Source organism: Blastococcus haudaquaticus (genome assembly GCF_900230285.1).
In the GTDB taxonomy this organism is placed as follows: Bacteria; Actinomycetota; Actinomycetes; order Mycobacteriales; family Geodermatophilaceae; genus Blastococcus_B; species Blastococcus_B haudaquaticus.
Window position 1 is genome coordinate 201,536 of the sequence record NZ_OCNK01000004.1, and the last position, 22,097, is coordinate 223,632.

At 73.7% G+C, this 22,097-nt stretch carries 20 protein-coding genes and 1 tRNA gene; 13 read left to right on the forward strand and 8 right to left on the reverse strand.

Features of this window, described 5'->3' with window-relative positions; translation table 11 throughout:
• Positions 1-66: 66 nt before the first annotated feature.
• The 5 genes from CRP30_RS17090 (at position 67) to CRP30_RS17110 (ending at position 5,110) form a co-directional block, all read left to right on the forward strand.
• Positions 67-1,065, forward strand: a complete 999-nt coding sequence (locus tag CRP30_RS17090) for a mechanosensitive ion channel family protein (RefSeq protein WP_097185375.1) — start codon at positions 67-69, stop codon at positions 1,063-1,065.
• Complete coding sequence (locus tag CRP30_RS17095; protein WP_097185376.1) at positions 1,062-2,372, forward strand: MFS transporter; 1,311 nt, start codon at positions 1,062-1,064, stop codon at positions 2,370-2,372. The genes CRP30_RS17090 and CRP30_RS17095 overlap by 4 nt, the downstream gene beginning before the upstream one ends.
• Positions 2,369-2,800 carry a globin gene (locus CRP30_RS17100; RefSeq protein WP_097185201.1) on the forward strand — a complete coding sequence of 144 codons (432 nt, stop codon included), beginning with the start codon at positions 2,369-2,371 and terminating at the stop codon, positions 2,798-2,800. Before CRP30_RS17095 ends, CRP30_RS17100 begins: the two co-directional genes overlap by 4 nt.
• 39 nt (positions 2,801-2,839) lie before the next feature.
• Complete coding sequence (locus CRP30_RS17105) at positions 2,840-4,423, forward strand: glycoside hydrolase family 13 protein (protein WP_200814821.1); 1,584 nt, start codon at positions 2,840-2,842, stop codon at positions 4,421-4,423.
• 90 nt (positions 4,424-4,513) lie between these two features.
• A complete protein-coding gene (locus tag CRP30_RS17110) occupies positions 4,514-5,110 on the forward strand; it encodes a biotin transporter BioY (RefSeq protein WP_097185202.1) in 597 nt (198 codons plus the stop codon).
• A 161-nt stretch (positions 5,111-5,271) separates the two neighbouring features.
• On the opposite strand, the gene CRP30_RS17115 is transcribed toward CRP30_RS17110, so the two are convergent.
• The 3 genes from CRP30_RS17115 to CRP30_RS22555 form a co-directional block, all read right to left on the reverse strand.
• Positions 5,272-5,685 (reverse strand): acyl-CoA thioesterase, encoded by a 414-nt coding sequence (locus CRP30_RS17115; protein WP_097185378.1) that lies wholly within the window; start codon positions 5,683-5,685, stop codon positions 5,272-5,274.
• Between the two features lie 163 nt (positions 5,686-5,848).
• Complete coding sequence (ettA, locus tag CRP30_RS17120) at positions 5,849-7,519, reverse strand: energy-dependent translational throttle protein EttA (protein WP_097185203.1); 1,671 nt, start codon at positions 7,517-7,519, stop codon at positions 5,849-5,851.
• Between the two features lie 101 nt (positions 7,520-7,620).
• Positions 7,621-8,136, reverse strand: a complete 516-nt coding sequence (locus CRP30_RS22555) for a single-stranded DNA-binding protein (protein WP_159961770.1) — start codon at positions 8,134-8,136, stop codon at positions 7,621-7,623.
• Between the two features lie 204 nt (positions 8,137-8,340).
• Here CRP30_RS22555 and CRP30_RS17130 point away from each other — a divergent pair.
• Together CRP30_RS17130 and CRP30_RS17135 are read left to right on the forward strand one after the other, a co-directional pair.
• Positions 8,341-8,413 (forward strand) — tRNA-Arg (locus CRP30_RS17130).
• 246 nt (positions 8,414-8,659) lie between these two features.
• Positions 8,660-9,919, forward strand: coding sequence for a lytic transglycosylase domain-containing protein (locus CRP30_RS17135; protein ID WP_159961772.1), 1,260 nt, complete (start codon positions 8,660-8,662; stop codon positions 9,917-9,919).
• Between the two features lie 7 nt (positions 9,920-9,926).
• On the opposite strand, the gene CRP30_RS23110 is transcribed toward CRP30_RS17135, so the two are convergent.
• Positions 9,927-11,951, reverse strand: coding sequence for a transcriptional regulator (locus CRP30_RS23110; RefSeq protein WP_097185206.1), 2,025 nt, complete (start codon positions 11,949-11,951; stop codon positions 9,927-9,929).
• A gap of 122 nt (positions 11,952-12,073) precedes the next feature.
• Between CRP30_RS23110 and CRP30_RS17145 the strand changes: the two genes are divergently transcribed.
• The gene (locus tag CRP30_RS17145; protein ID WP_097185207.1) at positions 12,074-12,436 is read left to right on the forward strand and encodes a cupin domain-containing protein; all 363 of its coding nucleotides are present in this window, start codon (positions 12,074-12,076) and stop codon (positions 12,434-12,436) included.
• Between the two features lie 13 nt (positions 12,437-12,449).
• Here CRP30_RS17145 and CRP30_RS17150 read toward each other — a convergent pair whose 3' ends face one another.
• Positions 12,450-13,160, reverse strand: a complete 711-nt coding sequence (locus CRP30_RS17150; protein WP_097185208.1) for an NUDIX hydrolase — start codon at positions 13,158-13,160, stop codon at positions 12,450-12,452.
• A 71-nt stretch (positions 13,161-13,231) separates the two neighbouring features.
• Between CRP30_RS17150 and nadA the strand changes: the two genes are divergently transcribed.
• From nadA to nadC, 3 genes are read left to right on the forward strand one after another with little or no spacing between them, the layout of a single operon-like run.
• Complete coding sequence (nadA, locus tag CRP30_RS17155) at positions 13,232-14,245, forward strand: quinolinate synthase NadA (protein WP_200814822.1); 1,014 nt, start codon at positions 13,232-13,234, stop codon at positions 14,243-14,245.
• A 1-nt stretch (position 14,246) separates the two neighbouring features.
• Entirely contained in the window at positions 14,247-15,914 is a 1,668-nt protein-coding gene (locus CRP30_RS17160; RefSeq protein WP_200814823.1) for an L-aspartate oxidase, read from the forward strand.
• Positions 15,911-16,807: a carboxylating nicotinate-nucleotide diphosphorylase gene (nadC, locus tag CRP30_RS17165; RefSeq protein WP_235003498.1), complete on the forward strand. Its 897-nt coding sequence runs from the start codon at positions 15,911-15,913 to the stop codon at positions 16,805-16,807. The genes CRP30_RS17160 and nadC overlap by 4 nt, the downstream gene beginning before the upstream one ends.
• Here nadC and CRP30_RS17170 read toward each other — a convergent pair.
• The 3 genes from CRP30_RS17170 to CRP30_RS17180 form a co-directional block, all read right to left on the reverse strand.
• Complete coding sequence (locus CRP30_RS17170; protein ID WP_097185210.1) at positions 16,796-17,440, reverse strand: hypothetical protein; 645 nt, start codon at positions 17,438-17,440, stop codon at positions 16,796-16,798. The two genes, nadC and CRP30_RS17170, sit on opposite strands and share 12 nt — an antisense overlap.
• Before the next feature lie 72 nt (positions 17,441-17,512).
• Complete coding sequence (locus CRP30_RS17175; RefSeq protein WP_097185211.1) at positions 17,513-18,547, reverse strand: LLM class flavin-dependent oxidoreductase; 1,035 nt, start codon at positions 18,545-18,547, stop codon at positions 17,513-17,515.
• Between the two features lie 61 nt (positions 18,548-18,608).
• The gene (locus CRP30_RS17180) at positions 18,609-18,980 is read right to left on the reverse strand and encodes a glyoxalase superfamily protein (RefSeq protein ID WP_097185212.1); all 372 of its coding nucleotides are present in this window, start codon (positions 18,978-18,980) and stop codon (positions 18,609-18,611) included.
• A gap of 329 nt (positions 18,981-19,309) precedes the next feature.
• Here CRP30_RS17180 and CRP30_RS17185 point away from each other — a divergent pair, with 329 nt between their 5' ends.
• Both CRP30_RS17185 and CRP30_RS17190 read left to right on the forward strand, forming a co-directional pair.
• Positions 19,310-21,241 (forward strand): putative bifunctional diguanylate cyclase/phosphodiesterase, encoded by a 1,932-nt coding sequence (locus CRP30_RS17185; RefSeq protein WP_235003499.1) that lies wholly within the window; start codon positions 19,310-19,312, stop codon positions 21,239-21,241.
• A gap of 64 nt (positions 21,242-21,305) precedes the next feature.
• Positions 21,306-22,091, forward strand: coding sequence for a transglutaminase-like domain-containing protein (locus CRP30_RS17190; RefSeq protein ID WP_097185381.1), 786 nt, complete (start codon positions 21,306-21,308; stop codon positions 22,089-22,091).
• The last annotated feature ends 6 nt before the right edge of the window (positions 22,092-22,097 follow it).

A 22,097-nucleotide genomic window follows, 5' to 3' on the forward strand; every position in this document is an offset into this window, starting at 1 on the left:
CCCACCGCGAGGACGCGAGGCCCACCTCACTGACACGCGACCCGTCACCTGGAAGGATTTCCGGTGATGAGCCGATCACTAACGGTGCTGGCTGCGGACGACGCGTCCTCCGGCATGCCCGACTGCGCCGACTACTGGCTCTGCCAGAAGCTCTACGACTGGTTCGGCCTGGACTGGTTGGCGGAGAACGCCCAGGTCCTGGTCGCGACGCCGGCGCGCATCGTGCTCGTCGTCGTGGTGGCCGGCGTCGCCCGTGCGCTCGCCCACCGGGCCATCCGGCGGCTCACCGACCGGACCGCGACCGGCGCGGTGCCGACCATCCTGCGGCCGCTGCGCAACCGCGTGGTGCAGAACGACCCCGACGGCCAGATCACCGAGCGCCGAACACAGCGCGCGGAGGCGATCGGCTCGGTGCTGCGCAGCTTCGCCTCCATCGTCATCCTCGGGATCGCCGTCGTCCTCGTGCTCGGCGAGCTGGGCATCAACCTGGCCCCGATCGTCGCCAGCGCCGGCGTGGTCGGCGTCGCCCTGGGTTTCGGCGCGCAGAACCTCATCAAGGACTTCATCGCCGGGATCGGGATCATCCTCGAGGACCAGTACGGGGTCGGTGACGTCGTCGACCTCGGGGAGGCCAGCGGGACCGTCGAGGCGGTGGGGCTGCGGATCACGCGGTTGCGCGACGTGAACGGCGTCGTCTGGTATGTCCGCAACGGCGAGGTCCTGCGCGTGGGCAACAAGAGCCAGGGCTACGCCCAGGTGGTCATCGACATGCCGGTGGCCCACGACACCGACCTCGAGCGGGCCCGCACGGTCATGCAGGAGGTGGCCGACGCGATGTACGCCGAGGAGGAGTGGGCGGAGGTGCTGCTCGCCGAGCCCGAGTCGCTGGGCGTCGAGCAGATCACCTCCGAGGGCGTCTTCCTGCGTCTGCAGGTGCGCAGCACCAACGCCGACCAGTGGCAGGTCGGCCGCGAGCTGCGGATGCGGCTCAAGGAGCGCTTCGTCGCCGAGGGCATCCGCACCCCGCTGCCGCTGCTGACCAGCGCCGCGACGGGGGCCCGCTGAGCGCGCCCGCGCCGGAGGAGGGCACCTCGACCGGCGCCCCCGAACGGCAGGCGACCTTCCGGGAGGTCTTCGCCGTCCGTGAGTTCCGGCCGCTGTTCGGGACGTTCCTGCTCTCCACGGCCGGCGACGAGCTGGCCCGCGTGGCCCTCACCGTGCTGGTCTACCAGCGGACGTCGTCCCCGCTGCTGTCGGCGCTGACCTTCGCGATCGGGCACCTGCCGTGGCTGCTGGGCGGTCCCTTCCTGGCGACCTTCGCCGACCGCCTGCCGCGGCACCGGGTGCTGATCGCCACCGACGTCGCGCGGGCCGTCGTCCTCGCGGGGATGGCGATCCCGGGGACGCCGTTGCCGGTGCTGCTCGGCCTGCTCTTCCTCGTGTCCCTCTGCGCGCCCCCATTCGAGTCGGCCCGGTCCGCCCTCATGGCCGAGGTGCTCGACGGAGACCGCTACGCCGTCGCCAACTCCCTGACCAACATCACCCTGCAGCTCGCGCAGGTCGTCGGGTTCCTGGGCGCCGGTGCGCTGGTCGCCCTGCTCAGCCCGTCCGCGGCCCTGCTCATCGACGCCCTCACGTTCGCGGTGTCCGCGACGTGGCTGTGGGCCGGGCTGGAGCGGCGGCCCGCGCCGGCCGCCGCGGACGGGCCCGGCTCGCTGTGGCGGGACACGGCGTCCGGCCTGCAGTTCATCCGCCGCTCGCCGCGCCTGCTGGCCATCATCGGCGTGCTCTGGGTCGGGACGATGTTCGCCTACGCCTCCGAGGGCGTGGCCGCACCGCTGGTCGAGGAGCTGGGCTCGGGGTCCACGGCGGCGATCGGGATCCTGCTGGCCGCCAACCCCCTGGGCGTGGCCCTCGGTGGTCTCGTCATCGCCCGGCTGGTGCCCCCCGACCGCCGGGAACGCCTCGTCGCCCCACTGGTCGCGCTCTCCCTGACGCCCCTGCTGGCAGCGGGGCTGGTGGCCGTCCTCACCGGGCCCGGCCGGCTCCCGTTCGCCGTCGTCGTCGCGCTGATGTTCGTGTCGGGGCTCGGTGCGTCGTGGCTGATCCCGCTCAACGTGTCCTTCGTCCGGGCGGTGCCGAACGCCTACCGCGGCCGGGCGTTCGGTGTCGCGGTGAGCGGGCTCTACGGGGTGCAGGCGCTGGGAGCCCTGGGCGCCGGCCTCGGCGCCGAGGGGGTGTCGGCCAGCTGGGTGCTCGCCCTGTCGGGTGGCATCGGCCTGCTCGCGGTGGCTCCCCCGCTGCTCGCCTACCTGCGGACCCAGGGCGCCGTGGCGGCGGCCGGGTCCGGTGAGGGACCATCGGGGGCATGAGCGAGTCGAGCAGGTCCCTGCCCTCGGCGCGCACCTTCTACGACGAGGTCGGCGGCGCCGCGACCTTCACGAAGCTGACCGCCCACTTCTACGCCGCCGTGCGGACCGATCCGGTGCTCGCGCCGCTGTACCCCCAGGACGACTGGGAGGGCGCCGAGGTCCGGCTCCGGGCGTTCCTGGAGCAGTACTGGGGCGGCCCGACCACGTACTCGCAGCAGCGCGGGCACCCCCGGCTGCGCATGCGGCACGCGCCTTTCGCCATCGGCCCGGCCGAGCGGGACGCGTGGCTGACGCACATGCGGGCGGCCGTGGACTCGCTCGGGCTGACGCCCGAGCAGGACGCCACGTTGTGGGGTTACCTGGAGATGGCAGCGCGCAGCATGCAGAACCGGTTCCCCGACGACGCCGGCGGCGACCTCTCGCCCTGAGCCAGGCCCCCTGCACCACTTCCGACCCTGAGGAGCCCGGTGCACCCGGACCCGACCGTCCTCTCCCCCTCCGCCGACTGGTGGAGGGACGCGGTGTTCTACCAGATCTACGTCCGCAGCTTCGCCGACGGGAACGGTGACGGCGTCGGCGACCTCGCCGGCATCCGCAGCCGCCTGGGCTACCTCGCCGACCTCGGCGTGGACGCCCTCTGGATCACGCCGTTCTATCCGTCGCCGATGGCCGACCACGGCTACGACGTGGCGGACCCGCGCGACGTCGAGCCGGTGTTCGGCGACCTCGCCGAGTTCGACGCGCTGCTCGCCGAGGCCCACGCGCTCGGCATCCGGGTGACGATCGACCTGGTGCCCAACCACAGCTCGCACCACCACGAGTGGTTCCGGGCGGCCCTGGTGGCGGGGCCGGGCTCGCCGGAGCGCGCCCGCTACCTCTTCCGCGACGGCACCGGCCCGGACGGCGCCGAGCCGCCCAACAACTGGCCCTCGGTGTTCGGCGGACCTGCGTGGACGCGGGTCCCGGACGGCCAGTGGTACCTGCACCTCTTCGCGCCCGAGCAGCCCGACCTGGACTTCACCCACCCCGAGGTGGTCGCCGACCTCGAGGAGACGATGCGGTTCTGGCTGGACCGTGGCGTCGACGGTTTCCGGATCGACGTCGCGCACGGCATGGCCAAGCCCGACGGGCTGCCGGACATGGTCCCGCTGGAGAACACCGGGCTGCTCGCCGACCATGCCCCCGGCGACCACCGCTTCGACCACGACGACGTGCACCTCATGCACCGGCGCATCCGGTCGGTGCTGGACCAGTACCCCGGGACCATGGCGGTCGGCGAGGTCTGGCTGGCCGACGACGACCGGCTGGCCCGGTACATCCGCGCGGACGAGCTGCAGATGGCGTTCAACTTCAAGCTGCTCACGGCGGACTGGGATGCAGACGCGCTGCGCCTGGCCGTCGAGCACTCGCTCGCGACGGTCGAGGGGACGCCCGCCCCGGCGTGCTGGGTGCTGTCGAACCACGACCGTCCACGGCACGTGACCCGCTACGGCGGCGGCGAGCGGGGCCTGCGGCGTGCCCGCGCCGCCGCGCTGCTGCAACTGGCGCTCCCCGGGGCGGCCTACCTCTACAACGGCGACGAGCTCGGGATGCCCGACGTCGATCTCCCGGACGAGGCGCTGCAGGACCCGATCTGGGAGCGGTCCGGCCACACCGAGCGGGGTCGCGACGCCTGCCGGATCCCCGTGCCGTGGTCGGGCACCGAGCCGTCGTACGGCTTCTCCAGCCGCGCCGACACCTGGCTGCCCATGCCGGAGGGCTGGGGTGACCTGACCGCCGAGGCCCAGGCCGCCGACCCGACGTCGATACAGTGGCTGTACCGGAGCGCGCTGGCTCTGCGCAGATCGGCGGATGCCTTCGGCGGCGAGAAGCTGGAGTGGCTGCCCGCACCCGACGGCTGCCTGGCGTTCCGCCGTCCGGACGGCCTGGTCTGCCTGGTGAACCTCTCCGCCGCCGCGGTGCCGCTGCCGGAGGGACGGGTGCTGCTGGCCAGTGCGGACGTCGGTGACGGGCACCTGCCCACCGACGCCGCGGTGTGGCTGACGGCCTGACCGGGCTCCTCCCGTGTCGGCTCGGGCGGTAGTGCAGACTCTCCGGTGATCAGCGGCGCGCTGCGCCGACCAGTCGTTCCTGGAGGATCCGTGGCCACCGCTTCCCTGCCCGCGCTGCCGTCGCGGCCGCTCGTTCTCGCCGACCTCGTCCCCGCCGTCCGGGCCCGCAACGCCGGCCTCGTGGCGCTCGGCGTGCTCGTCACCGCCCTGCTCGCCCAGGTGGCGGTGCCGGTCCCAGGGTCACCGGTGCCGATCACCGGGCAGACGCTCGCGGTGGTGCTCACCGCCGCCGCGCTGGGCCCGGCCCGCGGCGTCGCCGTGCAGGTCGTCTACATCCTGGCCGCGCTGGTGGGGCTGCCCTTCTACTCGGAGGCCAGCGGCGGCATCGACGTCGTCCTCGGTGCCACCGGTGGATACGTCGTGGGCTTCATCCCGGCGGCGTTCCTCATCGGGCTGGCGGCCAAGCACGGCGCGGACCGCAACCCGCTGAAGTCCGTCCCGCTGTTCGTCGCCGGCCAGGCGGTCATCTTCGCGGTGGGCGTCCCGTGGCTGGCGCTCAGCGCGGGCCTCTCGGCGAGCCAGGCGCTGGACGCCGGCTTCTACCCGTTCATCCTGGGTGGGCTCGTGAAGGCTGCAGTGGCTGCAGCGGTGCTCGGCACGGCGTGGAAGCTCACCCGCCGCGCCTGATCCTCACCCGCTCAGCGACCCCCCGATGCCCCTGCGTCGGGGGGTCGCTGCGTTCGCGGGCCTGCCTCGTCGGTCCCGGTGATCAGCACTGTCCCAGCGGGGGCTTCATCGACGAGGAAGGCCTCCGGGGGCAAAGGTGATCATGGGCCGCGAAGCCCTGCTCAGGCGGCGGGCTCGTCGGCGTAGCGGAGCAGGAATGCCTTCTCGTCCGGCGTGATCCGCCGCGGCCGCTCGAGCGCGAAGTCGAACGGCACGAGGACTGTGCTGCCCGTGACGGCCAGCCGGCCGTGGTCGAACAGCTCGTAGTGGCAGGTGAAGGACGCCGCGCGGATGGTCGACACCCAGACCTGGATCTCCAGCGGGTCGGCGTCGTAGAGCACCGACCGCTTGTAGGTGATCTCGTGCGAGTGCACGACAAGACCGCGGCGCATGCCGGTCTTCTCGTCGTGGGTGGGGTGCTCGAAGAAGAGGTTGACGCGCGCCATCTCGAAGTAGCCGAGGAAGGCGACGTTGTTGATGTGCTGGTAGGCGTCCATGTCCGACCAGCGCATCGGGACGTGCACGGTGTGCCTCACGGCCGCCACCCTGCCGCATGCCGGCGCCGGCGCGCACCCGGGTCCCGGACGCACGACGGCCGGCCGGAGCCTGAGCTCCGACCGGCCGGTGAGTTGCTGGAACGGCCCGGCTGCAGGGGCCCGCGCCGAGCCTGCGAGGCGTGGGGGGCAGCGGGGTCCTTCGTCAGTCGCGGGAGAGCTTGCGGTAGGTGGCGCGGTGCGGCCGCGTCGCGTCCTGGCCCAGCCGCTCGACCTTGTTCTTCTCGTAGTCGGCGAAGTTGCCCTCGAACCAGAACCACTTGGACTCGCCCTCGTAGGCGAGGATGTGCGTCGCCACGCGGTCGAGGAACCAGCGGTCGTGGCTGACGACGACGGCGCAGCCGGGGAACTCCAGCAGCGCGCTCTCCAAGCTGGTCAGCGTCTCGACGTCCAGGTCGTTGGTGGGCTCGTCGAGCAGCAGCAGGTTGCCGCCCTGCTTGAGGGTCAAGGCGAGGTTGAGCCTGTTGCGCTCTCCACCGGACAGCACGCCGGCCGGCTTCTGCTGGTCCGGGCCCTTGAACCCGAAGGCGGCGACGTAGGCGCGCGAGGGCATCTCGACGTTGCCCACCTTGATGTGGTCGAGCCCGTCGGAGACGACGTCCCACAGCGTCTTCTTGGGGTCGATGCCGCCGCGGCTCTGCTCGACGTAGGACAGCTTGACGGTCTCGCCGACCTTGATCTCGCCGTCGTCGGGCTTCTCCTCGCCGACCAGCATCTTGAAGAGCGTGGTCTTGCCGGCGCCGTTGGGGCCGACGACGCCGACGATGCCGTTGCGCGGGAGGGTGAAGGACAGCTCGTCGATCAGGACGCGGTCCCCGAAGCCCTTGGTGAGCTTCTTCGTCTCGACGACGACGCTGCCCAGGCGCGGGCCCGGCGGGATCTGGATCTCCTCGAAGTCGAGCTTGCGGAACTTGTCGGCCTCCGCCGCCATCTCCTCGTACCGGGCCAGGCGCGCCTTGCTCTTCGCCTGGCGGGCCTTGGCGCCGGAGCGCACCCACTCCAGCTCCTCCTTGAGCCGCTTGGCGCGCTTGGCGTCCTTGGCGCCCTCGACCTGCAGTCGGGCGGCCTTGGTCTCCAGGTAGGTGGAGTAGTTGCCCTCGTAGGGGTAGGCCCGACCGCGGTCGAGCTCGAGGATCCACTGGGCGACGTTGTCGAGGAAGTACCGGTCGTGTGTGACGGCGACGACGGTGCCGGCGTACTTCTCCAGGTGCTGCTCCAGCCAAGCCACGCTCTCGGCGTCGAGGTGGTTGGTCGGCTCGTCGAGGAGCAGGAGGTCGGGCGCCTCCAGCAGGAGCTTGCACAGCGCGACGCGGCGCTTCTCGCCACCGGACAGGACGGTGACGTCTGCGTCGCCGGGCGGGCAGCGCAGCGCGTCCATGGCCTGCTCGATGCGTGCGTCGAGCTCCCAGCCGTCGTTGTTCTCGATGACCTCCATGAGCTCGCCCTGCTCGGCGAGGAGGGCGTCGAAGTCGGCGTCGGGCTCCCCCATCGCCGCGCTGACCTCCTCGAAGCGGGTCAGCGCGTCGCGGAGCGGCTTGACCGCCTCCTCGACGTTGCCGCGCACGTCGAGGTTCTCGTTGAGCGGCGGCTCCTGGAGCAGGATGCCGACGGTCGCCTCGGGAGCGAGCGCGGCCTCACCGTTCGAGGGCTGCTGCATGCCGGCCATGATCTGGAGCACGGTCGACTTGCCGGCGCCGTTGGGGCCGACGACGCCGATCTTCGCGCCGGGCAGGAACGACAGGGTGACGTTGTCGAGGATCACCTTGTCGCCGTGCGCCTTGCGCGCGCGGACCATCGTGTAGATGTACTGAGCCACTGGGCTTCGGAGCCTTCCGTCGTCTCGCGAGCGGGGGCGGGGCCACCGGCCGGCAGCCCCACCCCGTGCGTTCTCGCCTCCGATCCTCCCAGCCCGGGCAACTAGACGTGCGCGGGCTCCATGGCGAGGCCGGTGGGGGTCTCCTCATTCAACGTCTCGTCCCCCGCCTCGTAGTCCCGGCCGGCCACGAGTCCCTGCGGGTCCTCGTCCTCCGCAGGCTCCGCCCCGACGGCGCCCGGGTCCTGCCCGGCCGGCGCGGAGCGGGCAGGCCGGTGGAAGTCGGTCCAGCCGCGGGCGAGGTTGGGGCCCACGGCGTTCGCCTTGATCTGCGGAGCCGACCGTCGCCCGTTCTCGGACTCCCAGCTGCGCGTGGTCAGCGTCCCCCGGACGATGACCGGATCGCCCTTGCTGATGCTGCGGGCGACGTTGCCGCCCAGCTCACCCCACGCCTCGACGTCGACCCACAGCGTCCCGGCGTCGACGAACTCCTGCCGGCCGCTGTCGTACCGGCGGGCAGTCGACGCCATTCGGAAGTTGGTCACGGCGCTGTTCTCCAGGCGGACTCGACGGGGCGAGTCGACGACGTTGCCCACCACGGTCAGTTCGGTGTCGTTCACGGTGCTCCTCAGGGGTGCTGCGCCGGGCGGCGCGGCCGGCGGTGTGCCGGTGTGCTCCGAACCCTCGGGTCTCCCGAAGGCGCGCGGCGGCCGCTCGGGTGATCTGTGGACGGCGCCGGCGCCTGTGGACGCCCACCCGGGGGTGGGACGCACGGGCCGGTTGGCGGCACGCCGCCACGAGCCGATGCGATGATCGGGAGCCGAGCGCCCGTAGCTCAGTGGATAGAGCAGGTGCCTTCTAAGCACTTGGTCGCAGGTTCGATCCCTGCCGGGCGCACCCCCACCCGCCGTCCGCGGAGCCGTAGGTACCCGTGAATTCGGGTCGCAGTTTCATGCATTGCACGGCAACCACCGGGGTAGACGGCGTCCGCCAGGTCACGGGGGAACCAAACGAACCAACGACGGATCGTGTGGAGTGACGGTGGGTCAGTCGATGTCGTCCGGTCAGGTCGAGCCGCCCAGCGACGGGCGGCACCATGCGCGCGAGAGGCGGCGTGGGCTTCACGGCCGCCGTCGGTGGTTCGTGGCCGCCGGCGTCGTGGCCGCGTTCACCGCCATGGTCGCCCCGCCGGCCCAGTCGCAGGGGCTCTCCGCGGCCGGGCAGGTCACCGACCTCCCACGGTCGCTCACGTCGCAGTGGTCGATCCCGGCGCTCTCCGAGGGGGCGCCGCGCGGCGCCACCACTTTGACCGCCGTGCCCGCCCAGTCGGCCGGGCCGCAGCCCGCACCGGAGGTGGTCGTCACCGGCCTCGCGGCCAACGGCATCCCGAACGTCGCGCTCAACGCGTACCGCGTGGCCGCCGCCCGCATGGCGTCTGCCAAGGGTGAATGCGGCCTCGACTGGTCCCTGCTCGCCGGCATCGGCCGCATCGAGTCCAACCACGGCCGCTACGGCGGTGCTGTCCTCGGGCCCGACGGCTCCGCCACCCCGAAGATCCTGGGTCCTGCCCTGGACGGCGGACAGTTCGCCTACATCGGCGACAGCGACGACGGCCGGTGGGACAACGACACGACGTACGACCGCGCCATGGGCCCGATGCAGTTCATCCCGACCACGTGGCGGTCCTACGCGATCGACGCCGACGACAACGGCGTGACCGACCCGTTCAACATCAACGACGCTGCCCTGGCCGCGGCCAACTACCTGTGCGTCGCCGGCGGCAACCTGCGGACCGACGCCGGCCAGCGCAAGGCCGTCCTCGCCTACAACCACTCCGACGAGTACGTGGCCGAGGTCCTGGCCCTCGCCCGGGCCTACGCCACCGGGATGCCCGTCGCCGACCTGCCACTGGTGGGCAACACGACCGGTGGCGTCCCCGCCCCGTCCGGCTTCTACAGCGCGCCGGCGGCGCCCGGCCCGGCCATCGGCTACCGCGACACCACGTCGTCGCCGCCGGAGCAGACCACCGCCTACACCGGGCCGTCCGCCGGCGGTGGGGCCCCGACCGCCCAGCCCGCGTCCGCCGACGGCGCTCCCCCCGCTGCCGGTGGCGGTGGAGCCGGAGCGGCACCTCAGCAGGGCTCGTCCGCACCGCCCGCGTCGGGTCAGGCTCCGCCGGCGACCTCCGGCGGCCAGCCGGCACCGGCACCGGCCGCCCCTGCTCCTGCCGCGCAGCCCCCGCTGCCGGTCCCGAGCGTCCCGCTCCCCGTTCCGGCACCGGCTCCTGCGCCGGTGGTCACCCCGCCTCCGCCCCCCGCGCCGGTGGCGAACCTCGTCGAGGGAGTCACCTGCAACGTCCCGGGGAATCTCATCCCGGACCTGCCGAACCTCCCGGTCTGCTAGACGGGCATCACAGCACCCAGGTGATCGGCACCCGCGGGTCCGGCACGTAGGAGCAGTAGGTGCCGGTGCGGACCATCCGCTCCAGATGGTCGGCCAGCTCCGGATGGTGCTCGGCGATGCGTGCGACGGCGTAGCGCAGGGACCGCGTGACGCTGGCGCGCGCCCGTTCGGACGCGGACCCCGACATCCGGTCCCGCCCGCCGAGCCCGAAGGCCCCGGCCAGTTCGCGGAGCAGGTAGTCGCGGTCGGCTCGGGCCAGGGCCATGCGCTCGGAGTCGCCGAGCGCCCCGGCCTCGTCGAGGTCGTCGTCGATCTCGGCCAGACGGCGCTTGTAGGCCGCCCGCGCCTGACCGTCGACGGCCGGACCGAGGTCACCGCCCGTGGGCGCGATCTCGCCGACCTCGCCGGCGGCCAGGTCGAGGACGTGGAACTCCCGGTCCGGCGCCGCCATCAGCCGGGCCAGGTAGCGCATGCCCTTGAGGTCCCGGAGGACGACGGACCGACCCGCGAAGGTGATGGTCCGGACGTCGCCGTCCCTGCGGAACACGCCGGCGGACCGGGCAGGGGCCGGCCCCGCGCGACGAGCGCCCCGGGCCGGGAGTCGGGCACCGATGCGGTCCGCCGTCGCGAGTGCAGCCCGCTCCTCCCGCTGCGCCCGATCGGTCCGGCCGCAGAGCCGCTCGGCGTCGGCCAGGACCAGTCGCGCGGCGGCCTCCTCGTACGGGGCGCCGACCTCGCTCCAGCCGGCCAGGGCCTCCTGGCACTCCCGGACGGCGCTCTCGGCCTCCCCGTCCGCGAGCGCGACCCGGCTCCGCCCGAGCGCGGCCGCCGCAGCCAGTGCCCGGCTGCGGAAGGACGCCGCGATGTCGGACAGCTGATCCGATGCCCGGCGGGCGGTCTCCCCGTCCCCGACGGCGACAGCGATCTCGACCTGCGCCGCGAGCAGCGGTGCCCGGCGGAGGGCGCCCAGGGGCGGCCACTCCTTGGACGGCACCGGGCACGGGTGCTCCAACGCGTCGGCGATCATGGCCGCGGCGCCGACGGCGTCCCCCTGGGCCAGCCGGAGCAGTGCCAGCCACGGCTGGGGGTCCCAGCCGTGCTCCAGCGCCTCGCGGAACGCCTGGTCCGCTCCGGCCAGGTCGCCGGTCCGCAGCCGGATGGCGCCCAGCTCGGTCAGCGGCCAGCCGAACTCGCGGCGCATCCACGGCCGCAACTCGCGGCACGCCTCGAGCGCCTGCTCCTCCGCGGCCGCGCACGACCCGCGCAGCCGGAGGATCTCGGCCCGGTGCACGCGGCAGCGCCCGTTGATGCCGCCGTAGGCGGTGCCCACCCGCCAGTGCTCCATGGCCTCGGTCCACTGCTCGGCCCGGTCGTACTGCGCCAGTCCCTGCATCGCGCAGATCAGCTCGCAATAGACCATCCCGGCACCGAGCGGGTCGAGCTCCCCGGACACCACGCTGACGGCCGCCTCGTCCAGCAGCTCCAGCCCGCGTTCCACCGAACCGCCCAGGATGACCAGCCGCGCCGCCGCCACCCGGCCGAGCGCGGCCGCCAACGGGACGCGCTGGCGTCCACCCAGCTCGATGGCCCGCTCCGCCCAGAGGGCGGCAGACTCCGCATCGCCGCACATGAACCGCTCGTAGGTACGGGCCATCGCGACGAGGGCGTGCGTCGGCGACTCGGGCCGGTCGCCCAGCAGCCGCTCCGCCCGGGCGAGCCAGCCACGCACCGGTGCCATGAGGCCGGTGTCCATCATCAGGTACAGGGCGACCGTCGCGGCCGCTGCTGCAGCGGCCGCGTCGTCCCCCGACGACTGGCAGACCGCGCACTGCTGCTCCCAGGCGGTGATCGCGGCCTCGAACTCGCCTGCGCCGTAGGCGGCGCGACCCAGCAGGCCCAGTTCCGCCGGCGCCAGCGGACGCTGCGCCTGCAGCCCCCGCAGCAGCCCCAGCGCGGCCGACCACTCGCCCCGTGCCAACGTCGCCTCGACGCGCCCGTCCGCAGCGACCTGGCCGGGCCCGCCCACCGTCATCGCGCCTCCGCCGCCGAGGCGCCCGAGCGTAGGGGCGGCGACCTCCCCGCCGTAACAACGTTTGTTCCGCCTCCCCGGTGACCGGCGAGGACGCCGGCCCCGGACGACGAGAGGACACGACCATGAACGGCGCGCTCGACGACCTCCCCCTCGAGGTGCAGCAGGGCGGCATCACCACCCGGTACGCGGAGTGGGGCGACATGGCGGTGCGCTTCGCCCGCGTCCCTGCGGGAACCGACATGAGCCCGGTGCTCGAGGGCCTGCCGGGCGACCGCTGCCCGAGCCCGCACTGGGGTCTGGTCCTGGAGGGGGCGGTGCGGCTCACCGGGGCCGACGGCGACGAGGAGATCACCCGCGCCGGGCAGGCCTACTACTGGCCGGCGGGCCACACGGCCCGGATGGACGAGGACACCGCCTTCCTCGAGATCGGGCCGGTCGCGGCGATGCGGCAGTTCAGCGAGCACGCCAAGGCCAAGTTCGCCTGACCGTCGGCCCGGGTCAGCGCCGCCGGTTCGACGGCGGCCGGAGGACGGCGAACGGGTCGGTGACCTCCAGGGCCGGGGCGGCGAAGCGGTAGAGCATGGCCGGCCGCCCCCCGGCCCGTCCCGGGGGGGCCATCTCGCCGGTCGCCTCCAGCACGCCCCGGCGCAGCAGCACCCGCTGCAGGTTGGTGGCGGTGACCTCGTAGCCGAGCGCCGCGACGTAGATGTCGCGGAGCTCGGCGATGGAGAACGCCGGCGGGGCCAGCGCGAACCCGACGTTGGTGTAGGAGAGCTTGGCCCGCAGCCGCGCCAGCGCCGACTCGACGATCGAGCCGTGGTCGAACGCCGTCCGCGGCAGGGCGCCGACGGGATGCCAGGCGGTGTCCTCGGGCAGCGTCGGGTCCAGGTCCGAGGGGATGAGCCCGAGGTACGCGGTGGCCACCGTCCTGCCGCGGGGGTCGCGGCTCGGGTCGCTGCGCGTCTCCAACTGCTCGAGGTGCGCCAGGTGCGTCACCTCGACCTTGCTGGCCAGCTGCCGCGCGACCGACGCGCCCAGCGTCTCCTCGGCCAGCAGCGGTCCGCCCGGCAACGCCCAGGTCCCCGCGAACGGGTCGTTCGCCCGCTGCCAGAGCATCACGTGCAGCCGCGCCGCCCGGACCTGCAGCACGGCTGCGAGCGCGTGGTGCGGATAGGCGGGCCGGTCCGGCGAGGACCACACGGAAGGCACGACGGGAATGCTACGGTCGCTCCGCAGGTTTTCGACTGTGAGTATGAAACCCCACTCCTCCGGAGGTCCCGGTGACCGCAACGCTGCCCGTCCCCACCGCCACGAGCTGGACGCCCGACCAGTGGGAGGCCTGGCGGGCCGAGGTGCACCGGCTCGCCCGGCAGCGCGACGCCGTCGTCCTGGCGCACAACTACCAGGCCCCGGAGATCCAGGACGTCGCCGACCACGTCGGTGACTCGCTCGCCCTCTCGCGGATCGCCGCGGCCAGCGACGCGTCGACGATCGTCTTCGCGGGCGTCCACTTCATGGCCGAGACGGCGAAGATCCTCAGCCCCGAGAAGACCGTGCTGGTCCCCGACGCCGCCGCCGGGTGCTCGCTGGCCGACACCATCACCGCCGACCAGCTGCGCGCGTGGAAGGCCGAGCACCCCGGCGCCGTCGTCGTCTCCTACGTGAACACCTCCGCGGAGGTGAAGGCCGAGACCGACATCTGCTGCACGTCGTCCAACGCCGTCGAGGTGGTCGAGTCGATCCCGGCCGACCGCGAGGTGCTCTTCCTCCCCGACCAGTTCCTCGGCGCCCACGTGCAGCGGGTCACCGGCCGGGAGAACATGCGGATCTGGATGGGCGAGTGCCACGTGCACGCGGGCATCTCCCCCACCGACCTGCGCGCCAGCGTCGAGGCCGCCCCGGACGCCGAGCTCCTCGTGCACCCGGAGTGCGGCTGCGCCACCAGCGCACTCTGGATGGTCTCCGACGGCCAGCTGCCCACCGAGCGGGTGCACATCCTCTCCACCGGCGGGATGCTCGACGAGGCCCGCCGGACGACGGCGAAGCGCGTCCTGGTCGCCACCGAGATCGGCATGCTGCACCAGCTGCGCCAGGCCAATCCGTACACGTCGTTCGAGCCGGTGAACTCCCGGGCCGCCTGCCCGTACATGAAGATGTCGACGCCGGAGAAGCTGCTCCGCGCCCTGCGGGAGGGCCGCGACGAGGTCACCGTCGACCCCGCCGTCGCCGCCCGCGCCCGGTCCGCCGTCGAGGCGATGGTGGCCATCGGCACGCCGTCGCCGGTCGGTGAGTGACGTGGGCGCGAGCCTGAACCGGGTCGTGCCGGCACTGCCGCTCCCGGAGGCCGGATGGACGCGGAGCACCGACGTGGTCGTCGTCGGCACCGGTGCGGCGGGGCTGATGACCGCCGTGGCGCTCGCCGATGCCGGCCGGGCGGTCACCGTGGTCACCAAGGGCGACCTGGGCGACGGCAGCACCGCCTGGGCCCAGGGCGGCCTGGCCGCCGTGCTCGGTCCGGACGACGACGCCGACCTGCACGTGCAGGACACGCTCGTCGCCGGCGCCGGGCTGTGCGACGAGGGCGCGGTGCGGACCCTCGTCGACGAGGCACCGGCGGCCATCGCCCGGCTGCGGGAGCTCGGCGCCCTGCTCGACCTCGATGCGGCGGGCCGGCCGGCGCTGACCCGCGAGGGCGGGCACAGCCGCGACCGGATCGTGCACGCGGGCGGCGACGCGAGCGGCGCGGAGGTCACCCGGACCCTCGCGGCCGCGCTGCGAGCCCGGGGCGTCGAGGTGCTCCAGCGCACCGTCGCGCTCGACGCGCTCCGCTCGGCCGACGGTCGGGTCGTCGGCCTGCGGGTCGCCGGCGTGCAGGACGGCGCACTGGTGGACGCCGGCGACCTGCTCGCACGGGCCGTCGTCCTGGCCACGGGCGGCTACGGGCAGGTCTACGCCGCGAGCTCGAACCCGGCCGGGGCGACCGGCGACGGGCTGGCCCTCGCACTGCGGGCCGGGGCCGAGGTGGCCGACGTCGAGATGGTGCAGTTCCACCCCACCGTGCTGTGGTCGGGGCCGAACGCCGAGGGACAGCAGGCGCTGATCTCCGAGGCGGTGCGCGGCGAGGGCGCGCTCCTGGTCGACGCGGCCGGCCGCCGGATCATGCTGGGCGCCCACCCGCTGGCCGACCTCGCTCCGCGCGACGTCGTGTCGGCGACCATCGCCGCCCACCTGCGCGCCACCGGGGACGAGCACGTGTTCCTGGACGCCTCCCACCTCGGTGCCGGGTTCGTCGCCCGCCGGTTCCCCGGCATCTCCCGGGCGTGCGCAGCCGCCGGCTTCGACCTCGGCCGCGAACCGGTCCCGGTCGCACCGGCGGCGCACTACTCGTGCGGCGGGGTGGTGGCGGACCTCGACGGACGGACCACCGTCCCCGGTCTCCACGCCGTCGGCGAGGTCGCCTGCACCGGCATCCAGGGCGCCAACCGGTTGGCCTCGAACTCGATCACCGAGGGCCTCGTCGCGGCGCTGCGGTGCGCCGCGCTGCTGGCCGACGAGCTCCCGCCGGCCGTTGCTCCGGTTGCGGCAGTCGGCCCCACCGGCGCCATCGGCCCGGCAGCCCGCGCGGCCATCACGGCCGCGGCCACCCGGCACGCGGGGGTCGCGCGCGACGCCGACGGGCTCACCGAGCTCCTAGGGGTGCTCACCGCGCTCCCCCGGCTCGCGCCGGACGGCGTCCTGGACTGCGCTGCGGTGGAGACGACGGCGCTGCACACGGTCGCCACGCTCCTCGCGTCCGCCGCCCTGGCCCGCACCGAGAGCCGTGGGTGCCACCGACGGCTCGACCACCCCGCGACGCGGCCGGAGTGGCAGGTCCGCCTCGTGCACCGGCTCGACCGGAGCGGGCACGTGCACACGCGGACGGACGCCGTGCGGACCCTCGCCGCCGCGCAGGTGGTCGCGTGACCGGCGACGGGGTGCTGCGCCCCCAGCTGGCGGAGATGCTGACGGCGGCCGGGCTGGACCCGGCGGAGGTGGTGCGCGTCGTCCGCCGGGCCCTCGAGGAGGACCTCGCGCTCGGCCCCGACGTCACCACGAACTCGACGGTGCCGGCCGACGCCCGGGCGACCGGTGACATCGTGTCGCGCACCCGCGGAGTGCTTGCCGGGGTGGCGGTGGCCGGGGCCGTGTTCGACCTGGTGGGCGGCCCGGAGGTCGACGTCGTCCTGTGCGCCGCCGACGGGGACGACGCCCGGCCCGGGCAGCCGGCCCTGACCGTCACCGGGCCGACCCGGTCACTGCTCACCGCGGAGCGCACGGCGCTCAACCTGGTCAGCCACCTCTCCGGAGTGGCCACCCTGACCCGCCGCTGGGTGGCCGCCGTGGCCGGTACCGACGCCGCGATCCGCGACACCCGCAAGACCACCCCGGGGCTGCGGGCGCTGGAGAAGTACGCCGTCCGGTGCGGCGGTGGGGTCAACCACCGGATGGCGCTCGGCGACGCGGCGCTGGTGAAGGACAACCACGTGGCTGCTGCGGGCGGCATCACCGCCGCCGTCGAGGCCGTGCGGGCTTCCGCGCCGGGTATCGCGCTGGAGGTCGAGTGCGACACCCTCGACCAGGTGCGGGAGGCCGCCGCGGCAGGGGTCGAGCTCGTCCTGCTCGACAACTTCTCGACGGCCGCCACCCGGTCCGCCGTCGAGCTGGTGCGCGGTTCCGGGGTTCGGCTGGAGGCCAGTGGCGGGCTGTCGCTGGACCGGGCCGCCGAGGTCGCCGCCACCGGCCTCCACTACCTCGCCGTCGGCGCGCTCACCCACAGCGCGCCCGTCCTCGACCTGGGCTTCGACCTACGCGGCTAAGACGTCGGGGGCGGGGTACTGCTCCAGGAAGCGACGGGCCTGCCGCTCCTGCCGCAGGACGAACGGGACGCTGCCGCCGATCAGCAGGACGAACACTCCGGCCATGGTCGCGTACCACCACGAGGAGAGGGCGACCGCCTGCCCGAGCCAGAACGCGGTCACGCCGAGCATGAGCGGCAGCGTCGCGCGCTGCTGGAGTGTGTTCGACGCCAGGTGCCGGGCCAGGGGGAGGCGGTCGGAACCCACGGTGACCCGCCCGCGGACGACGGCGAGGAGTTCCTTGCGCTGCTCCTTGGTCAGCACGTACAGCGGGCTGTTCCATGCCGACATCCGCCGGTTGGCACGGAGCTGCGCCACGAATCCGACGCCCGCCAGCACCAGGCCCGCCAGGGCGAGGACGACTCCGGCCACCACCTGTCCCGTCGGGACGTCGACCGGGGAGCTGGAAGCGGCGTCATCGGCGAACCGGTACGCCAGGATGCCGATCGGCGCTCCGAGAAACAGCGATGCCCCGAGAGCGGTGAGCAGCCGTCGACGGCGGGAGCGCCGGAGCCGTCGCTCAGCCGGTTCGGTCGGCTTCCGGTCGAGCAGCGACTGCGCCTCCGACCAGCGGTTCTCGTCGTCCGTCGTCACGCCCGGCAGCTTGGTCCACCACCGGCACCCGCGTCCGCTCGGTCCGGGGTCAGTCAGTCGGTCGGGTGACGGTCAGCGGTGGGCGGGGTGCACCCAGCCAATCGCGGGCGCCACGTGCGTCGCGATGTTCTCCAGCAGCCGCGCGTTGTAGTCGACTCCCAGCATGTTGGGCACCGTGATCAGCAGGGTGTCGGCCTCGCGGACGGCGGCGTCCTTGGCCAACTCCTCGGCCAGCTGGTCGGGCTCACCGACGTAGCTCTTGCCGAACCGTGCGCGCACGCCCTCGAGGATGCCGACCTGGTCCTGGCTCGACCGCTCGCTGCCGAAGTAGGCGCGGTCCTCGTCGCTGACGATCGGCAGCACGCTGCGGCTGACCGAGACGCGCGGCTCGCGGTCCCAGCCGGCGTCGGCCCAGGCGGCCCGGTAGCGCGCGATCTGCTCGGCCTGCAGCTCGTCGAACGGCACACCCGTGTCCTCGACCAGCAGCGTGGAGCTCATCAGGTTCATCCCCTGCTGCGCCGTCCACTCGGCGGTGGCGCGGGTGCCCGAACCCCACCAGATCCGCTCGCGCAGCCCGGGCGCCTGCGGCTGGATCGCCAGCCGCCCACGAGCCCCACCCGTCATGCCCGGGTCGGCGTCGACGACGGTCTGCCCCTCGAGGGCCGCCAGGAAGAGGGCGGTCTTGTCGCGGGCCAGGTCGGCGTCGGTGCTCCCGTCCGGCGGCACGTAGCCGAACGCCTCCGAGCCGCGCAGCGCTGTCTCCGGTGAGCCCCGGCTGATGCCGAGCTGCAGCCGGCCGTCGCCGAGCAGGTCCGTCGCCGCGGCCTCCTCCGCCATGTACAGGGGGTTCTCGTAGCGCATGTCGACGACGCCCGTGCCGACCTCGATGCGGCGGGTCCGGGCGGCCATCGCGGCGAGCAGCGGGAACGGCGAGGCGAGCTGGCGGGCGAAGTGGTGCACCCGCACGTAGGCGCCGTCGATGCCGAGCTCCTCGGCGGCCACCGCCAGCTCGACGCTCTGCACCAGCGCATCTCTGCCGGTGCGCACCTGCGACCCGGGGATGGGCTGCCAGTGCCCGAAGGACAGGAACCCGATCTTCTTCTCCACCGCACTCACCTCTCGCTCGTGTGACCGACGCAGCGCTGCGGCGGCCGCGACTGTTCCCGCGTCACCCGCGGGCGGGGAGCTCCTGGACGGACCAGCCGTTCCCGTCGGGATCGGTGAAGTAGACGAACGCGCCCCACGGCTGCCGGTCGACGTCCCCCACCTCCACCCCGCGGGACAGCAGTTCCGCGCGCGCCGCCTCGATGTCGGGCACGACGAGCTGCAGGCCCTGCGCCGAACCGGGCGGCGTGTCCACGAGTCCGGTCCCCAGGGCGATCGAGCAGGCCGAGCCCGGCGGCGTCAGCTGCACGAACCGGATCTCGTCGCTCACCCGGTGGTCGTGGTCGGCGACGAATCCCGCCTTGTCGACGTAGAAGGCCTTCGCGCGGTCGACGTCCGTCACCGGGACCGCCACCAGTTCGAGCTTCCAGTCCATGACGACTCTTCCTCTCCGAGGGGGCTCGGCGGGGGCCGCACCCGTGGTCCGACCCTGCCCGCCCTCGGTGACACCCCATGACCGCGATGCCTGCGCAGGGGCGTCACCCACGCGGTGAGGTCGCCGACCTCGCGGTACACCGCGTGGTCGGCAGCCCTACGGCGAGGCCGACCAGGGCAGACCCGTACGACAATGTGACCGACGCACGTCGCCGCGTTGGCACAAGACGCCGAACGCGCGAGCCGAACTCACGCAACGTGACGGCATGAACACGACTCTCCGTGATCCGGGTCCGTCACTTCCCGCCCACCATGCGTGACCCTGTGGTGGTGACTCTTCCCGCTTCCGAGGTGCCCCGGACGCCCGCCGCTACCGGCAGTGCAGCCGGGCAGCGCATGCGGGCCATCGACACCCTGCTCGCCGACCGTGGTCAGCTGTTCCAGGCGCTGTTCCTGTCCGCGCCCATCCCCAAGGCCCTCGTCGACCTCGACGGCCGCATCCTGGTCGGCAACCCCATGCTCTGTGCCCTCTCCGGGCGGACCGCCGAGGACCTGGCCGGCCGGCACGTCGACCTCTTCGCCCACCCCGACGACCCGCCGGTCGCCGACCTCGGCCTGGTGCCGGGCCCGAACGAGCCCGCGCACCTGGACCCGAACCTCCTGCTGGACGGCGAGCGCCGGCTGCGGCGCTCCGACGGCACGGAGCTGTGGGTCGTCCAGTCGCACGAGATCGTCCGGCACAGCAACGGCGAGGCGCAGTTCGTCGTCCTCTCCCTCGTCGACGTCACCGACCGTCGCCGCGCCGAGGAGGACCTGGTCCGCCGCGCGTTCACCGACCCGCTCACCGGGCTGCCGAACCGCCGCGCGCTGACCGACCGCCTGCGGCACGCCGTCGCCCTGTCCCGCCGCCGTGGGCTGCAGGTCGGCCTGGTGCACCTCAACATCGACCGCTTCAAGGCCGTCAACGACTCGCTCGGCCACGAGGCCGGCGACCTGCTGCTCAGCCAGATCGCCGACCGGCTGCGCTGGAGCACCCGCGTCGAGGACACCGCCGTGCGGCTCGGTGCCGACGAGTTCCTCGTCGTCGCCGAGGACGTCGAGGACCTCGAGGGGCTGCGCGCGCTCGCCGACCGCCTGCTGGCCGTCCTCGACGAACCGTTCATCGTCCAGGACCGCGAGATCACCCTCTCCGCCAGCGTCGGCCTCACGCTGGGCTCTGACACCACCCCCGACGACCTGCTGCGCCAGGCACAGAGCGCGCTGACCCGCGCGAAGGCCGACGGCAGCCGGGCCCGCATCGAGGTCCACGAGGGCGCGCTCACGCGCGGCGACGTGGACGCGCTGCAACTGGAGACCGACCTCAAGCACGCCCTCGACAACGAGGAGCTGCGGCTCTTCTACCAGCCGATCGTGCACCTCGCGGACGAGGCGCTGCTGGGCTACGAGGCGCTCGTGCGCTGGGAGCACCCGACCCGCGGCCTGCTGCCCCCCGCCGCCTTCCTCGACGCCGCCGAGAACAACCGGCTCACCTCCAAGCTGGGCGCCTGGGTGCTGCACCGCGCCTGCACCGACGCCGCCGCGTGGCCCGACGACCTGCGCGTCCACGTCAACGTCTCCGCCCGCCACCTCGCCGAGGAGGGCTTCAGCGAGCTGGTCGCCGACGCGCTCGCACAGTCGGGGCTGGCCCCCCACCGCCTGGAGCTGGAGATCACCGAGTCGACGGCGCTCTTCGCGGCCGAGGCCACCCTGCACTCCGTCGCCGTCGTCACCGACCAGGGCGTCACCCTGGCCCTCGACGACTTCGGCACCGGCTACTCGGCGATCACCGCCCTGCACCGGCTGCCGATCCACACCGTCAAGATCGACCGGTCCTTCGTCGCCGACGTCGTCACCGAGCCTGCCACCGCCGCGCTCGTGCAGGGCCTCCTCCAGCTCGGCCGCGGCATGGGCCTGCAGGTCATCGCCGAGGGCATCGAGGACCTCGACCAGGCCGCATGGCTGCTCGACCACGGCTGCGCCATGGCCCAGGGCTACGCCTTCGGCCGCCCGGCCCCCCTGCCCAGCCCGGCCGAGGTGTTCATCGGCGAGATGACGGACGCCCCGGCCGAGGCCGTCGCCGGCGACCTGCTGCCCGAGGACCGGGAGATCCCCTCCGTGCCGCAGCAGCGCAGCCACCCGTCGCTGCGCGCGACCGATCTGGACGACACGGGGGCCTTCGCCACCGGCACGGTCTTCGACGAGCCCCTGGACTCGGAGGACTAGAGGGACCTCGTCCCGCGTGATCGCCGTCATGCGCACGAAACCCCAGGTGGGCGAGGATGACGCGATGCGCTCCGAGGTCGCCGCCACGCTCACGATGTCCTCCCCCGAGCCGGCGACCGCCCTGCTGCAGATCGCCGTCGCAGATCCGGCGACCGAGCAGCTGACCGTCCTCTCCGGCGGCACCGCCGTCGAGCCGGAGGAGTTCGAGGTGCACGGCGCACGCGTGCACCGGCTGCAGCTCCTGGCGGGCGACACGACGGTCACGTACTCGGCGTCGGTCGAGGAGGGTGCGGCACCGCGGAAGGTGACGCCGGCGGAGTGGGCCGAGGCCCTGCGGCCCAGCCGCTACTGCCCGTCGGACCAGCTCGAGGGCTTCGCGAGCACCGAGTTCGACCGGACGCTCCCCCGCGCCGAGCTGGTCCCGGCCGTCGCCGCGTGGGTGAACCGCCGACTGGTCTACACCGCCGGCTCGAGCCGTCCGGTGGACACCGCCGTCGACACGCTCCTGCTCGGCCAGGGCGTCTGCCGCGACTACGCGCACCTGACCATCACCCTGCTGCGGGCGCTGGAGATCCCGGCCCGGCTGGTCGCGGCATACGCGCCCGGACTGTCGCCCATGGACTTCCACGCCGTCGTGGAGGCCGACGTCGACGGCGTGTGGTCCGTCGTCGACGCGACCCGGTTGGCCCCCACCCGCTCGCTCGTGCGGATCTGCTCCGGCCGGGACGCCGCCGACACCGCGTTCCTGTCCCTGTTCGGCGGGGTGGCCCAGTTCCGGACGATGACCGTCACGGCCACGACGGACGGCCCCCTCCCCGCACCGGACGACGCCCCGTTCCCCCTGCCCTGACGGCGG